We start from the raw sequence: 13,937 nt of genomic DNA, 5'->3' as shown, positions 1-13,937 counted from the left end.
ACCCGAGCGATAGCGAATAGACGAAGTAAATCATCCCAAATACAAAACCAACTTTCCATTAAGCCAATTACCCAAATCTGTTGTAGCAGCCTTTGTTAGTAGCTGGCTTTTTGTAGGTTTAGTTTAAACTTCTTCAATTTTAAACCCTTCTTTTCTAGCCAAATCAACAATATTATCAATATTTCCTTTACCCCATTCTGTCGAAACTACAAACTTTACATTATCATTGCTTACCAATATGTTTTCATTTCCAGTAAAATGTCTTTTATTAGATTTATTGGCATATTTTGTTTCTACTAATTCAAGTTCGTTAATAACTCCGGTTGAACCTTGATACTCGTCACGAAAAATATTTTTAAGACTGCTAAAATTTAAAGGTTTTTCTTTTAAATAAGCTCGAACTAATTCTAAAACAAATTTGTTTTTCGCAAGTTTTGTTCCTGTTCCGTTAATAATGTATTTTGTTTTGTCTCTCGAACTTTTAATTTCAGACTGTTCGGAAATATCGGTTTGAATTTTTGGTATTCCAACTTCAGTTGGATTCTTTGTTGTAATGTTTATGGATAACCCTTGCAGGACATTGTCGATTATTTCTCCGTCATACTTATTTAGAAAGTCAAGTTTAATTAATTCTAAAATTTTCGGTTCGTAATCAGGTGATAAGATTATCTGCGACAATATTTTTTGCTCATTTTTTCTATTGATTTTATTCAGTGAATTTTGTGCAAATGTATTTAATGAGTTATAACTGAAATTCTCTTTGTTAAATAATTCCACAAATTTTTGTCCTTTTTGACTATTTTTTTCAAAATCAATCGTTTCAAGTAGAACTGGTTCGTCATATTCTGTTAAATCTCCATCATAAAATATTTGAATAACTTGACCAATTAAAACACCATATTGAAGTTTTAATTGGCGCATATAAGAAAATAACTGTTGTTGAAATTTAGTATTCAGCGGTATATTTGGTTGTTTGATTTCAATTACAAATAAGTTTTTCTTTTCTGCTGAATTTATAACTATATCAGGAACAATTCTGTTTGAAGCACCAATAGGAAATGATGGACGAATTTGTAAATCTCCAGAATATTCTTTCCAATCTAAAACTCGCAAGGATTGAATTACATTTTGCTCAAAATCACTTTCGCTAATTTCTGTCCGAATATTTTCGGATAGCAAAAAGCATATTTCTTTCCATTTTTCGTTATTCATCTACGATTTTTGTTAAGCTTACTACCAACGTTCTGGTATTACAGCAGGTTTCGGACTAAATTAAGCCTTATTTTCGGATTAATTAAATTCTCACAAATACAAACCAACTTTCCATTAAGCCTAATGCCCAAATCCGTTGTAGTAACTGTTGACGGTAGTATTTTTAATTTAGTACTTGTTTCACTTTGGTTTCAGATATTTTCTGAAGTTCACTTTTGTCGTTAAAACTCCAAATGACTAAAAATTTGCCTTTTGTAAAGATTTGTTCTGGATGTTCTTTTGTTGGTTTTTTTGCTTGTCCCCATAATAATCCAGTTAAAAAACCTTCTCCTTTAAAATCCTCTTCAAACTCAAAATACATTATACTTCCGCTATCGTTTTTGCATTCAAAATTTTGAACAGATTTATTTTTTATTTTTCCAAGAAACATACTGTACATATCAGTCTGTTTATAAAACATACACGCTTGAATTGAAATGCAATTTGGAGTTTCTGAAATAGAATACTCTTTAGGCATTTCAGTATTATCAATTTTTAGTTTGTCAATAGTTTGACTAAACAAAGTTGTATGTGAAATTAGAATAAAGAATAAAGTGCAAATAGTAACTTTCATAAAGATTTTTTTATTTGTTTTCAATTTTAGTTTAGTGAGTCATATTACCGCCAACGTTCCCACGCTTCAAGCGGAATTAATAGCAGAGTATTTTCGGCTTAACGAAAACACAATTAAAAACGCTAATTCCACTAAATTCGAAAATCGATTGAAACGTGTGTTAGTGGCTGGTTATTTTTTCAAGTTCAATTTTCTCATTTCCTAAAATATACATTTCATATTCGTCTCTTTTGGCTGAGTATTTGTTTAAAATTAGATTCTCATTTTTCTTTTGATACTTCCAAGTTCCATTCTCAGTTTCTATTATTCTATCATCATAATAAGAGCAAGTCCCTAATCTTGGTCTAATCCGATAATTACGAAATTCATCCAAATTTTCAACAGTTCCTTCTTTGTTAAAAGTAATGATTTTGTTTTTGTATTTATATTTCCCAACGATTAATAAGTTACTTAATAGATTTCCTAACTTTACACTATTGATTCCATCTTTTTCGACTATTTTTTCAATATTCGGTATTTTTTTGTATTCTATTTTTTTGATTTTATTATCTAAGTTGGTTTCAAAATATAGAATATTATGATCATCAATTTTACCGTAAATTTTAGTATTTTGTCCTAACAGAATAGTATCTTTTGTTCTATTAAGTTTGTAACTATAACTATTTCCCCAAGTTTGAACAGTTCCAAACATTTTTATTTTGTTTTTGTCAATTTTCAGTAGAAACGTTTCAACATAATTAGTATTCGTGTTTTTAGATTGGAAATATTGACTCATTCCGTAGTATCCGTTTAGATTTATTTCTGTATCGTTTTTGCCTTTGCAATTGCACAATAGAATAGTTATAACAATAAAGAAATATTTTGCGGAATTTTTTATCATTTCCATTTTAGCGGAATTTTGAGGTTAACTTGCCACCAACGTTCTGGTACTACATCGGGTTTGGGATTAAATTAAGTCAATTATTCGGATTTGCCACCCGAGTCCCGATAATTATCGGGACGAACAGGCGAAGCACCCGAGCTATAGCGAATAGACGAAGTAAATCATCCCAAATACAAAACTATTTTTCCATTAAGCCAATTGCCCAATCCGTTGTAGTAATTGTTGGCGGGTAACCCATTTTACTTTTCAGTTCCATCATAATTATATTCTTCAAGTGTCCACTCAATTAACACTTCATTGACCCAATCAACGAAACTATCATTACAAGTTTCAACTTCGGTTAAGTTTTCGTATTTAAAATCGTGTTGCCAAAAAACAATTGGACAAATTTCATTTTCAATTCGAGAAAAATCAAGACAATAATGATTTCCATAACCATCAGGAGAAAATGGTAAAAAATATTTTGGCATTGGATTTTCAACTTCTGAATTTTCAAAATTATAAACTTTGTCAAGGGAAGCATTTAAAAACTCTTCTCCAAGTCCATTAACTTCATTTCCGAATAAAGAAAAGCCATTATTTTTTTCAATAAACCACTTAAAATCTTTCGGCAGTTTATATCCAATTATATTTTCAAACTCTTCAATTCGCTTGTCTATTATTGGGCTTCCTAAACTCAAAATAGAACCTGAGAATTTTATTAAATTTTTATATGTGATCGAAATTTTGTCTTCCATTCTTTTCTTTGGGTTTCCGTCAACGTTCTGGTACTACAGCGGGTTTGGGATTAAATTAAGCCCATTATTCGGATTTGTCACCCGAGTCCCGATAATTATCGGGACGAATAGACGAAGTAAATCATCCCAAATACAGAACCAACTTTCCATTAAGCCTATTGTCCAAATCCGTTGTAGTAGCTGTTGTGCGTTCGGTTTTTTTATTTAATCTTCTTGAATTTTGTAATCAAAGAAAGAATAAGTTGAATCCTTTTTCCCCATTAATTCTATTGATTTAAATTTCACGCTATCTTCAATTATTTCATAATCGTAAACATCTGTTACTCCATCATAATTGTGCAATTCATAATATTTTCCATTTTCTACCCACCATTTCCCATTTTCTGTCTCTTGTGTTATTTCGCCATTTTTATCAATTGATACAAACAATAATGTGCTTGTACCATTTTCGAATCTACAAGAAACCCAATATTTACTTAATCCTTTTTGTTGTTGTCCAACCTCTGAACCCTTCCAACAACCAACTAATTTTGAATCATAAGTTTTTGTTTCTGGTTGAGCACTTTCTTGACTAAAACTAAAATTCGCGATTAATGTTAATACAATCGTGTAAGCTAAATTTCTCATATTCTTTTGTTATTGTTATTATTATGTTACTTCAATAAACTGACGCACAACGTTCTGATACTACAGCGGGTTTGGGACTAAATTAAGACTTATTTTTCGGTTAGATACAAAATTTTCAAATACAAAACCAACCTTAAATCAAGCCTAAAACCCAAATCTTGCGAAACCGCTGTTAGCGATAGTACTTATCTTGCTTCATCTTCTAAAATTGCTTTTAAGTCTTCAATTCTGTCGTTTGTCCGCTCTGTTAAACAGTTAGAATGAATTAACGGTTGCATACTTCCTCCATCATATTGCTCAATCTCAAATTCACAATGTGAATCACGAAAAGTCAGCCAGTCTTTTTGAGCCTTAATCATTAGTTTCTTTTCTTTCTCATTCAGAATTTTCATTACTTGCTTATACACTTTATTAAGTTCTGCATCAGCTTTCTTAAAATCATTGTGTGCAGTTCGGTTCATTTCCATTTGAGTTTGCGCTTTCAAATTAGAAGTGTTTAAGAACACAAAAAATAATATAAGGAGAGAATATTTATTTACCATAATTTCTTTTAATAGTCAATTGCTGTTTAGTATTACCGTTAACGCTCTGGTGCTTGGCGAGGTTGGGATTAAATTAAGTCCTATTTTCGGATTTGCCACCCGAGTCCCGATAATTATCGGGACGAACAGACGAAGCACCCGAGCGATAGCGAACAGACGAAGTAAATCATCCCAAATACAAAACCAACTTTTCCCAAATCCGTTGTAGTAGCTGTTACCTGCTGGCTTTATTTCTGTTTTAACAACCATTCGATTAATTCATTATTGTCCACAATGCTCCAAGAATGCGGATGCTTACTATTGTCAGGTTTTCTATATCCTTTATTTTGCGTAATTATCAATTCTGCTTTAGTATTTCCGAGTCTATTCAATTCATTAATCATTGCCGAACATTCCGTAACATTCATCCCTGTGAAATCCTCTGCATTTTCTTTCAACCACCAATTAATATCAGGTTCAGAGTAAATTCTCAAAGGAAGTTTTATTATTTTTTTAATAGCTGTTTGGGTTGTGTCGTTAAATGAATAAGGTGATATACTATAATAATTTTTTAATGCAGTTTTTGGTGAACCCGCCATTTCTTTTTCTAGTTTCTCAATCGTATAAACTCTCTCTTCATCTGGACTTTTGTTTACGGATAGTCTTATCTCTCTTTTACTTGAATTATAAACTCGTTCAAAATCAAGTGGCGGGTCAATCGCAAAAATTGCGGTTGGTTTTATAGTTGGGTTTTCTGCATATTTAACCGCACAACTTCCGCCAATTGAAAATCCACCAACATAAAATCTTTGGTCAATAAGTTTATGTTTAGAAGTCACGTCTATTAAAATTCTATTAAAAGATTGTTGACTTAAACTATCCACACCAAAAGATAATTCTCCATTCTGAAAAGTTGGTATAATCGTCAAAATTCCATTCAAAGCTAATTTTTTCGGTAGTTCAGTTTGTTGTAAAACATTTTCGGCTGTTTGTCCAAGTCCTGGGATTAAAAACATGTATCCTTTCCATGGTAAATGGGGTGGATAAATTATAGTATAATGGTTTTTTGTTGTGTCAGCATTGTCAAGGTAAACCTTTTCAACTTTTAGATTATTTACTTTCTGTGCAATACAACCAAATGAAAGTAGAGAAAAAGTTATTATTGTTAATATAAATTTCATAATCGTGTCAGTTCTTTGTTTACGGCATGTAGTTCTGTACTTGCAGTTAACGTTCTGGTACTACAGCGGGTTTGGGGTTAATTTAAGCCCATTCTTCGGATTTGCCACCCGAGTCCCGATAATTATCGGGACGAACAGGCGAAGCAAATCATCCCAAATACAAAAACAATTTTCCATTAAGACAATTGCCCCAAATCCGTTGTAGTAGCTGGTAGGCGCAGCTATTCTCGCTTGAACGTTAATTTTTCCGTTTTCTTTGGTTCAACTATTTGGTATTCTGTTTTTTTTATTACTTCTATAGATTCTTCGTTACTGTCATTTTTATTATTTGAATTTTTGATAGAATTAATTCCAAAAAGGACTGTAAAAATTAGGGCTATAATAAAAGATAGAATTTGAACAACAGAAGGGATTTTTACATTGTTAGTGTTAATGTTGATGTTGATTTCACATTCTTCAGTTATTATTTCTTCAACTTTTTGATCTTCTGTTTTTTCTATTTCATTTGTTTTCTTTTTCATAGGCTGTAAATTTCCTGTCAAAGCCATTAAAGTCCAAATGCCACAAATAATTGAAAAAATAAAAAGACCCCAAGACCAAAAAATTAAGCTTGAATTAGATAATTGAGATGCTCCAATAATATCTTTTGAAAAAGTAATTGTTAATGCAATTATACCTGTCGCTAAAGTTATTAGTTGCTTTGTTGTGTCTGCTGCAAAATCAAAAGCTTTTTGTTCGTTTGTTTTCATGATTTAACAAAATGGCCACAAAGGACAAATACTCGCTCTTGCATTTGAAAAACTTTTATAATCTAAACTTTCATTTATAGATCTTGATCTTGCGTCAGAATACATTCTTTCAATTAAAATTTCCACATTATTTAATGCTCTAAGATTATCTGAGTTTGATAAATATTCAGATGTTGACATTCTGTCAATACCATTGTCGATAAAGCCTTTTAAATCTCCTTCAGCGACAGATGTTAAATTATAACCTAAACTTCTTGCTTTAATTTTAGCTGTTTCTAAAACTAGTCTTTTTAAATCTTCTCTCATTTATAATTTATTTTTATAGTTTTACATTATAGTTGTGCCTAACGTCCCCGCGCTACACGTAGGCTGGGATTAGAAAGCCTAAACTTTCGGTTAAAAACTAATTTTTAAAATACAAACCATTTTCAATTGAGCCAAATGCCCAGCTTGCTTGTAGTGTGTGTTAGGCGTTCGTTTTTTTACTTGAATCTGCATTCTCCGTCTCTTTTTACACCTTCAATTCTTTTAGCATAATCGTTTTTAATTTCTTTTATATAATCTGCTTTATCTGTTGAACTTAAAGTTTCATCGTTCTTAATGTTTTCGGTATCCTCTTTGTATGTTTTCTCAATCCATTCTAAATTATGCTCCATAAAATCTTTCCTTCCTGATGGCATAATAGTAGCAAACTCCTCTTTTGTTAAATAAGTAATATTACTATCTGAATTTGATTGCTCAACAATTGCTTCACTATTCATTTCACTTAAAGTCTGTTTAATAAAATCATTAATATATAAGGCAGCAATTGCTACGGCATTAGATGAAATATCATTGAGATTAGTTCTATCTGCAAGAAGTCTATAATCGCCATTTTGATCAAATAATACGTTCAGGTATTCAAATTGAAGTTGATTATCAGTTATTCTATTTTTAAATCTTAAAGCAAGTACTCTAAAACTAATGTTATCGGTTTTAAATTTAGCCAACAGTTCAGTTTGGGTTTTTTTACTTAAATTGTCTAATACATAATTTTTGCCTGGATTGGCATTTTTCTTATATTCATTAACAATTTTTTCTAGGTCAATATCAGTTTTTTTAATAACCTCCATTTCTAATTCATCTGGATATAATGAATGTGTTTTAACTTGGTAAGTGATTGAATCTAATTGTAATTCAATTTTTTTATCCAAAGTAGGTTCGGATGTTGTTTTGTCCACAATCCAATTATTTAATTCCTTAAAAATTTTGACCTTTCCACTTCCGCTATTAGTGTCCATTTTGGAGCAAGAGTATAATGTAATTAGCAGACCAACAATAGTAATTTTTAATAGTTTCATTTTTTTTGTGTTACTTATTCGATTTCCAAATTTTAAATGTGTTTCTAATTTCATCCCAATATGTTTTGTCTGCTATTTTAGGATATGAAGGATGATATGCATTTATACACATCTTATCAGGAGAAATTATATAAAAAGCTGTATTATTAGTATTGCTATCGGCGTATTTTTTCTCTGTTTTTGAAATATCCCAATTTATTTTGGCTAAATCCTCTTCTTCAAAATATTTTAATGTGTTTCCAAATATTATTATGTTAGGTTTTAAATCTTCAATTTGTTTTAAAAGTTCATACTTTCCGTCATTATATGCTTTTTTAATTTCCCAATCATTTGATGAAGAATCAGCAGGAAATTTGTTAATGTTGATATATGCAATCTTTTGAACCACTTCATAAGCTTCTTGATTTGCAAAAGGTACATTTTCCCATTCAACGTTCGGATTTAAGATTCCATATGTTGCATAAATTATTTTTCGAAATGTAGGCACAGATAATGCATTTTTAATATGCCAACCATTACGGAAACCTTCACATACATCTATTTCTTCTTCTTTATCTTTTGAGGAAATGTTTGCTTCTTTCAAAATCCATAAAATTTTACACGCCGTTTTATCGTATTCAATATCATTTATTTTTCCGTCAATTATTTTTTTCATTTGGTTTATTCTGTGATTTCTGTTTAAAGTGACGCCTAACTTGTATATGCTAAAATGGGTGGCTTTGTCTGACAGGTGCCAGTATTTATATTTACCAAATATATAGAAATTATCTTATAAAATTTAAAAGAATTCCTTATTTGGCGGCTGTTTTTCCTGAAATTGATTTTCCTCATTATCAGGACGATTCGCGTGAGGGATAGGAGCAAGCTACCGAAGTAGCGCGGATAGCCCGACAGCAGACAGGAAAAGGGCCCTGACCGGACTGTTGCTAGCCCTTTTTGCTGGCTGGGGTCACGCCCAAAGGAAATTACGGTATATCTGTGGGGTACAAAAAAACCCGCAACTCCCCGTGTTTACAGGGAGAAGCGGATCTAACAAACTAATAATTCTAAAAAAAAACTAGCTAAAATCTTTATCAGGATTGTATCCCAAATACGGCATGCTTTGCTCTTTGAAAACAACACCATATTCTTCTAACTCTCTCAGAATTGGTAAATACACTTCTTTACGAATTGGAAGTTGTACACCTGGAGTAGTTATTTTTCCGTTTAATATCAATAAAGTAGCCATTGCTACCGGCAAACCTACTGTTTTGGCCATGGCCGTATACGTTTGATCCTCGCCAATGCATACCATTTTGGAATCTATTTGTTCTTTTTTGCCATTTAATTCGTAACCAAATTTATGGTACATGACAATCATATCTTTATCATCTGGTTGCAATGTCCAGCTGTCGCTAAGGATTTTTTCCAGAATCTGTGCAGGAGTGGCATTTTTTAAACCTACTTTTTTTTCTCGGCTAAACAAATCCAGCTCCAAAAGTTTATCCCACATGATATCGTCCTGATCAATCTTCAGGATTAATCGCATTTTTATTTCAACAGAATCCGTTGGATGATAGGGCAAAAAGGCATTTACAAACTGTCGGTAACTCATGTTTTCTGAGTCTTCCATAATGTAACTGTCATCGGTCATACCTAATTGTACAAACATATTCCAAGCTTTAGAAAATCCGACTTTACGGATGGTTCCCCGGTATAAAGTCAGTACATCATCTAAACCATACACACTCCTGTATTTCAGGGAATCCCGATTAGAATAGGCTTCAAAACGGCCATAATCTTCTACATCAAGAAATTCGGTTCTGCGGAATAAGTTACAATACGGAATGTACTTGTAAGCCCCTTCCTGAATGAACTTAGCCGCTCCGCCCTGCCCTGCCAAAACCACATTTCGCGGTGCCCAGGTAAATTTGTAATTCCAAAGATTATTGTCTGATTCCGGAGCCACCAATCCACCACAAAAAGACTCAAACAAAAGCATTTTTCCGCCTTTGTCTTTGATTTCATCAATAATTTTCATGGCACTCATGTGGTCAATCCCAGGATCAAGACCAATTTCGTTCATGAAAATCAAATTGTTTTCTTTTGCAGCAGCGTCTAATTCTTGCATAGCGTCACTTACATAAGATGCTGTAACCAAATGTTTTTTATAGAATATACAGTCTCTGGCTACTTCTATATGAAGATGAGCCGGCAACATCGAAATAACAATATCAGCTTTTTGGATCGCATTTTTTCTTTGATTTTCATCAAAAATATCTAATGCAATGGGTGTGGCATTGGGATGATTATTGGTTTTTTTTTGTGCTAACTCTAATGACAAATCACCAATTATAAGATGTAAATCTTCTTTTTCTGATTTATTCAAGAGATATTGTATCAACGATGAAGCTGATCTTCCGGCACCAATTATTAAAATTGTTCTCATAAATTAGTTAAATATAACACAAACATACAATATTGTTATATTTATAACAAATAAGTTTTGTTAAAAAGAAAAAAAAATCAAATTTGTAAAAAAAATGATAAAAAATATATTTGTTCAAAGAAATGAAAATCATCGAAACAATCTTGAAAAAATTTTTCTCTTACACCTATAAGGAATACTTTTGCACTAAATAAATTCAGATATGGATAAAAAGATAATTTCTACAGGAGCTGTTTTGGGAATGATTGCCATAATTTTAGGCGCTTTTGGAGCACATGCCCTAAAAAAAGTACTGTCCGTTGAACAACTTGTTACTTTTGAAACCGGAGTACGCTATCAAATGTACCATGCCTTGTTTTTATTATTCATCGGACTGCTCCCGAGCCTGTCCGAAAAAACAAAAAAAAGCATCTATTATTTAGTCGTTTTTGGAGTCCTTTTCTTCTCCGGTTCGATCTATTTATTGGCAACAAATGACCTTACTTCTTTCGACTTTAAAGTTATCGGTTTTATAACTCCTATCGGGGGTTTCTTATTAATAAGCGCTTGGGGAATGTTAATATTTGACTTTTTAAGAGCTTCAAAAAAGAAAATATAAAATACAAAAGGGTTTTTTGAAATTAATTTATACTTTTGCGGTCTGATAAACAAATCACAACTATAAATTTATGGAGAATTACGCCTTATTTACGCAATCGATTTCGTTACAAAACTTAGGAATACAAAACCCAACTATTCATTATCAACTACCTGCGGAAGAATTACACCGCATTACGATAGAATCCGGACAAGGAATTGAAAACTCTACCGGAGCATTAGCCATTAACACCGGCGAATTTACAGGTCGCTCTCCTCAGGACCGATTTATTGTAAAAGACAGCATTACAGAAAACGATGTTTGGTGGGGAAATGTAAACATTCCTTTCGCACCGGAAGCGTTTGAAGCTTTGTTAAACAAAGTGACCGACTATCTTTCAAACAAAGAAGTTTTTGTGCGTGACACTTATGTTTGCGCTGATCCCAATTATAGATTGAATGTTCGCGTCGTTACAGAAACAGCTTGGTCAAATTTATTTTGCTTCAACATGTTTTTGAGACCGGAAGAGAAGGAATTAGAAAATTTCACTCCTGAATGGACTGTTATCTGTGCACCACATTTTATTGCTGATCCTGCTGTAGACGGTACACGTCAAGGTAATTTTGCCATTTTGGATTTTACTAAAAAAATTGCTCTTATCGGAGGAACCGGTTATACAGGAGAAATGAAAAAAGGAATTTTTTCAGCCTTGAATTTTATTCTGCCAGTTTTCAAAAACACTTTACCGATGCATTGCAGTGCCAATGTTGGAAAAGATGGTGATACTGCGATATTTTTCGGATTATCCGGAACGGGTAAAACAACTTTATCTGCCGATCCTAATCGTAAATTAATTGGTGATGACGAACACGGCTGGACCAATGAAAATACCGTATTCAATTTTGAAGGGGGTTGTTACGCCAAAGTAATTAACCTTACTGAAGAAAACGAACCGGACATTTTTAGAGCCATCAAAAAAGGTGCAATTCTGGAAAACGTGATTTTCAAAGAAGGAACAAATGAAGTTGATTTCCAAGATGTTTCTATCACTCCAAACACCAGAGTTAGTTACCCAATTTATCACATTGATAATATTCAACCGGGTTCAATAGGACACAATCCAAAAAATATATTTTTCTTAACGGCTGATTCTTTCGGGATTTTGCCTCCTATTTCTAAATTGACACCAGGTCAGGCAGCCTACCATTTTATTTCTGGTTACACTGCTAAAGTTGCCGGAACAGAAGCTGGGGTTACTGAACCTCAACCAAATTTCTCTGCTTGTTTTGGTGCGCCATTTATGCCTTTGCATCCAACAAAATATGCTGAGATGCTAAGCACAAAAATGAAAGATGCCAATGTAACAGTATGGCTAATCAATACTGGTTGGACTGGTGGTGCTTACGGAACAGGAAGTCGTATGAAACTGAAATACACTCGTGAGATGATCACAGCAGCACTAAACGGAGAATTAGAGGCTGTTGATTACGTAAATCATGATGTCTTTGGAATTGCAATTCCGCAATCTTGTCCAAACGTACCTAATGAAATATTAAATCCAAGAAATACTTGGGAAGATCCTGCATTATACGATACAAAAGCGGTAGAATTGGCTCAAAAATTCAAAGCTAATTTTGATAAATTTGCTGCTTTCGCAAATTCAGAAATTTTGGCGGGAGCCCCATTAGCATAAGTTAATTATAAATTCAAAAAAGGAAAGGAGCTGTTCATTACGAACGGCTCCTTTTTGTTTTTACAAAAAAACTACTATTTCCCACAAAGCAATACTCTAAGTGAAAACAAATCAAGTATTTATACCAATATTCATTTTTTGGTACTAAATTTGCAATCTCCAGACGCCCTTAAAAGGTGAACTGGCGAAACAATCAATCAATCAAAAATCAATCACCCGATAACAGTTATCGGGACAAATCAAATCAATCATGTTAAAACAATTTTTTATCCTCTGTTCCGGGGCTGATAAAAACCTGCTCGAAGGTTGCTCCGAAGGTGAACAAACCAAATTTGTTGGTATTGGCGCCACCGTTTTCTTTACTGCTGTTATGGCTTTTATCGCCAGTGCTTACGCCCTCTTCACCGTTTTTGACGATATATATCCCGCCATTCTTTTTGGTGTCGTTTGGAGTTTACTTATTTTTAATCTGGACCGTTTTATTGTTTCCACGATCAGAAAAAGAGATTCTTTCTGGGGCGAATTTCTTCAGGCAACACCGCGAATTATTCTAGCGATTATCATTGCCATCGTTATTTCGAAGCCTCTGGAGATTAAAATTTTCGAAAAAGAGATCAATACCGTTCTGTTGAAAGAGAAAAATGCCATGGCTTTGAACAACAAAAAAGAAGTGGCTAATTATTTCAAATCAGATTTAGACAAAAACAAAGCCGAAATCACGAGTTTAAAATCGGAAATCGCGAAGAAAGAAAAAGAAGTAAACACCTTATACGAAACCTACATTTCCGAAGCAGAAGGAACTGCAGGAACCAAGAGATTAGGGAAAGGCCCTGTTTTTAAAGAAAAAATAGCCAAACATGATTTGGCCAAAAAAGAACTGGATACTTTACAGAAAAACAACTTAGCCAAAATTGCTTTATTAGAAAAAACCTCTCAGACATTGCAGGGCGATTTAGACAAAAAAGTTACTGAAACCCAACCTATCATTGAAGGTTTTGACGGTTTAATGGCACGAATTAACGCCCTGAACGAATTGCCTTGGCTACCTTCCTTTTTCATTATGCTGCTATTTTTAGCCATTGAAACATCTCCAATAATTGCTAAACTTTTATCTCCAAAAGGAGAATACGATTATAAGCTGGAGGATTTGGAAACTGCTTTAAAAGCAACTTTGGAACAAGACAAATACCAACGTACTTTATTGGTAAAAACCAGTGCAGCTATGCATGACAAAGTCTACGAAGATATTGCTCAGGATAAGAAACTCTACGATTTGCAAAGAAAAAACGCAACCGAATTATTAGAACAGCAATCTCATAACTTTGTTGAAAAGCAGATCAAAACACTATAAAAATTAAGTACAAAACAAGAAGCAG

General features: G+C 32.9%; 15 protein-coding genes. 3 read left to right on the top strand and 12 right to left on the bottom strand.

The window, feature by feature from the left end; translation table 11 throughout:
• Nucleotides 1-123 precede the first annotated feature (123 nt).
• The 12 genes from ABEB23_RS12475 to ABEB23_RS12420 form a co-directional block, all read right to left on the bottom strand.
• Complete coding sequence (locus tag ABEB23_RS12475) at nucleotides 124-1,212, bottom strand: type I restriction enzyme HsdR N-terminal domain-containing protein (RefSeq protein WP_348812932.1); 1,089 nt, start codon at nucleotides 1,210-1,212, stop codon at nucleotides 124-126.
• A 163-nt stretch (nucleotides 1,213-1,375) separates the two neighbouring features.
• Nucleotides 1,376-1,849 (bottom strand): hypothetical protein, encoded by a 474-nt coding sequence (locus tag ABEB23_RS12470; protein WP_348812931.1) that lies wholly within the window; start codon nucleotides 1,847-1,849, stop codon nucleotides 1,376-1,378.
• Nucleotides 1,850-1,985: 136 nt separating this feature from the next.
• Complete coding sequence (locus ABEB23_RS12465; protein ID WP_348812930.1) at nucleotides 1,986-2,711, bottom strand: hypothetical protein; 726 nt, start codon at nucleotides 2,709-2,711, stop codon at nucleotides 1,986-1,988.
• Nucleotides 2,712-2,947: 236 nt separating this feature from the next.
• Nucleotides 2,948-3,445, bottom strand: a complete 498-nt coding sequence (locus ABEB23_RS12460; RefSeq protein ID WP_348812929.1) for an SMI1/KNR4 family protein — start codon at nucleotides 3,443-3,445, stop codon at nucleotides 2,948-2,950.
• Nucleotides 3,446-3,649: 204 nt separating this feature from the next.
• Complete coding sequence (locus ABEB23_RS12455; RefSeq protein WP_348812928.1) at nucleotides 3,650-4,072, bottom strand: hypothetical protein; 423 nt, start codon at nucleotides 4,070-4,072, stop codon at nucleotides 3,650-3,652.
• Between the two features lie 185 nt (nucleotides 4,073-4,257).
• Complete coding sequence (locus ABEB23_RS12450; protein WP_348812927.1) at nucleotides 4,258-4,557, bottom strand: lysozyme inhibitor LprI family protein; 300 nt, start codon at nucleotides 4,555-4,557, stop codon at nucleotides 4,258-4,260.
• Nucleotides 4,558-4,841: 284 nt separating this feature from the next.
• Nucleotides 4,842-5,774, bottom strand: coding sequence for an alpha/beta hydrolase (locus tag ABEB23_RS12445; protein ID WP_348812926.1), 933 nt, complete (start codon nucleotides 5,772-5,774; stop codon nucleotides 4,842-4,844).
• 221 nt (nucleotides 5,775-5,995) lie between these two features.
• The gene (locus ABEB23_RS12440; protein ID WP_348812925.1) at nucleotides 5,996-6,523 is read right to left on the bottom strand and encodes a hypothetical protein; all 528 of its coding nucleotides are present in this window, start codon (nucleotides 6,521-6,523) and stop codon (nucleotides 5,996-5,998) included.
• Between the two features lie 3 nt (nucleotides 6,524-6,526).
• Nucleotides 6,527-6,829: a hypothetical protein gene (locus tag ABEB23_RS12435; protein WP_348812924.1), complete on the bottom strand. Its 303-nt coding sequence runs from the start codon at nucleotides 6,827-6,829 to the stop codon at nucleotides 6,527-6,529.
• Nucleotides 6,830-7,005: 176 nt separating this feature from the next.
• Nucleotides 7,006-7,917 carry a hypothetical protein gene (locus tag ABEB23_RS12430; RefSeq protein WP_348812923.1) on the bottom strand — a complete coding sequence of 304 codons (912 nt, stop codon included), beginning with the start codon at nucleotides 7,915-7,917 and terminating at the stop codon, nucleotides 7,006-7,008.
• Nucleotides 7,874-8,518, bottom strand: a complete 645-nt coding sequence (locus ABEB23_RS12425) for a hypothetical protein (RefSeq protein WP_348812922.1) — start codon at nucleotides 8,516-8,518, stop codon at nucleotides 7,874-7,876. Before ABEB23_RS12425 ends, ABEB23_RS12430 begins: the two co-directional genes overlap by 44 nt.
• 402 nt (nucleotides 8,519-8,920) lie before the next feature.
• Complete coding sequence (locus ABEB23_RS12420; RefSeq protein ID WP_348812921.1) at nucleotides 8,921-10,291, bottom strand: saccharopine dehydrogenase family protein; 1,371 nt, start codon at nucleotides 10,289-10,291, stop codon at nucleotides 8,921-8,923.
• 202 nt (nucleotides 10,292-10,493) lie between these two features.
• On the opposite strand from ABEB23_RS12420, the gene ABEB23_RS12415 reads away from it, so the two are divergent.
• The 3 genes from ABEB23_RS12415 (at nucleotide 10,494) to ABEB23_RS12405 (ending at nucleotide 13,912) form a co-directional block, all read left to right on the top strand.
• Nucleotides 10,494-10,889 (top strand): DUF423 domain-containing protein, encoded by a 396-nt coding sequence (locus ABEB23_RS12415; RefSeq protein ID WP_348812920.1) that lies wholly within the window; start codon nucleotides 10,494-10,496, stop codon nucleotides 10,887-10,889.
• Nucleotides 10,890-10,959: 70 nt separating this feature from the next.
• Nucleotides 10,960-12,561 carry a phosphoenolpyruvate carboxykinase (ATP) gene (pckA, locus tag ABEB23_RS12410; protein ID WP_348812919.1) on the top strand — a complete coding sequence of 534 codons (1,602 nt, stop codon included), beginning with the start codon at nucleotides 10,960-10,962 and terminating at the stop codon, nucleotides 12,559-12,561.
• A 250-nt stretch (nucleotides 12,562-12,811) separates the two neighbouring features.
• Nucleotides 12,812-13,912: a DUF4407 domain-containing protein gene (locus ABEB23_RS12405; protein WP_348812918.1), complete on the top strand. Its 1,101-nt coding sequence runs from the start codon at nucleotides 12,812-12,814 to the stop codon at nucleotides 13,910-13,912.
• Nucleotides 13,913-13,937 lie beyond the last annotated feature (25 nt).

This window comes from Flavobacterium maritimum (genome assembly GCF_040049085.1).
Taxonomy (GTDB): domain Bacteria; phylum Bacteroidota; class Bacteroidia; order Flavobacteriales; family Flavobacteriaceae; genus Flavobacterium; species Flavobacterium maritimum.
The sequence above is the reverse complement of the archived record's forward strand: the minus strand, read 5'-3'. Positions and strand labels throughout refer to the sequence as shown.

Excerpts from the sequence above, each read along its gene's own strand:
- ABEB23_RS12475 (WP_348812932.1), bottom strand. The coding sequence starts at position 1,212 with ATGAATAACGAAAAATGGAAAGAAATATGCTTTTTGCTATCCGAAAAT.
- ABEB23_RS12465 (WP_348812930.1), bottom strand. The coding sequence starts at position 2,711 with ATGGAAATGATAAAAAATTCCGCAAAATATTTCTTTATTGTTATAACT.
- ABEB23_RS12460 (WP_348812929.1), bottom strand. The coding sequence starts at position 3,445 with ATGGAAGACAAAATTTCGATCACATATAAAAATTTAATAAAATTCTCA.
- ABEB23_RS12455 (WP_348812928.1), bottom strand. The coding sequence starts at position 4,072 with ATGAGAAATTTAGCTTACACGATTGTATTAACATTAATCGCGAATTTT.
- ABEB23_RS12445 (WP_348812926.1), bottom strand. The coding sequence starts at position 5,774 with ATGAAATTTATATTAACAATAATAACTTTTTCTCTACTTTCATTTGGT.
- ABEB23_RS12440 (WP_348812925.1), bottom strand. The coding sequence starts at position 6,523 with ATGAAAACAAACGAACAAAAAGCTTTTGATTTTGCAGCAGACACAACA.
- ABEB23_RS12435 (WP_348812924.1), bottom strand. The coding sequence starts at position 6,829 with ATGAGAGAAGATTTAAAAAGACTAGTTTTAGAAACAGCTAAAATTAAA.
- ABEB23_RS12430 (WP_348812923.1), bottom strand. The coding sequence starts at position 7,917 with ATGAAATTAGAAACACATTTAAAATTTGGAAATCGAATAAGTAACACA.
- ABEB23_RS12425 (WP_348812922.1), bottom strand. The coding sequence starts at position 8,518 with ATGAAAAAAATAATTGACGGAAAAATAAATGATATTGAATACGATAAA.
- ABEB23_RS12420 (WP_348812921.1), bottom strand. The coding sequence starts at position 10,291 with ATGAGAACAATTTTAATAATTGGTGCCGGAAGATCAGCTTCATCGTTG.
- ABEB23_RS12415 (WP_348812920.1), top strand. The coding sequence starts at position 10,494 with ATGGATAAAAAGATAATTTCTACAGGAGCTGTTTTGGGAATGATTGCC.
- pckA (WP_348812919.1), top strand. The coding sequence starts at position 10,960 with ATGGAGAATTACGCCTTATTTACGCAATCGATTTCGTTACAAAACTTA.
- ABEB23_RS12405 (WP_348812918.1), top strand. The coding sequence starts at position 12,812 with ATGTTAAAACAATTTTTTATCCTCTGTTCCGGGGCTGATAAAAACCTG.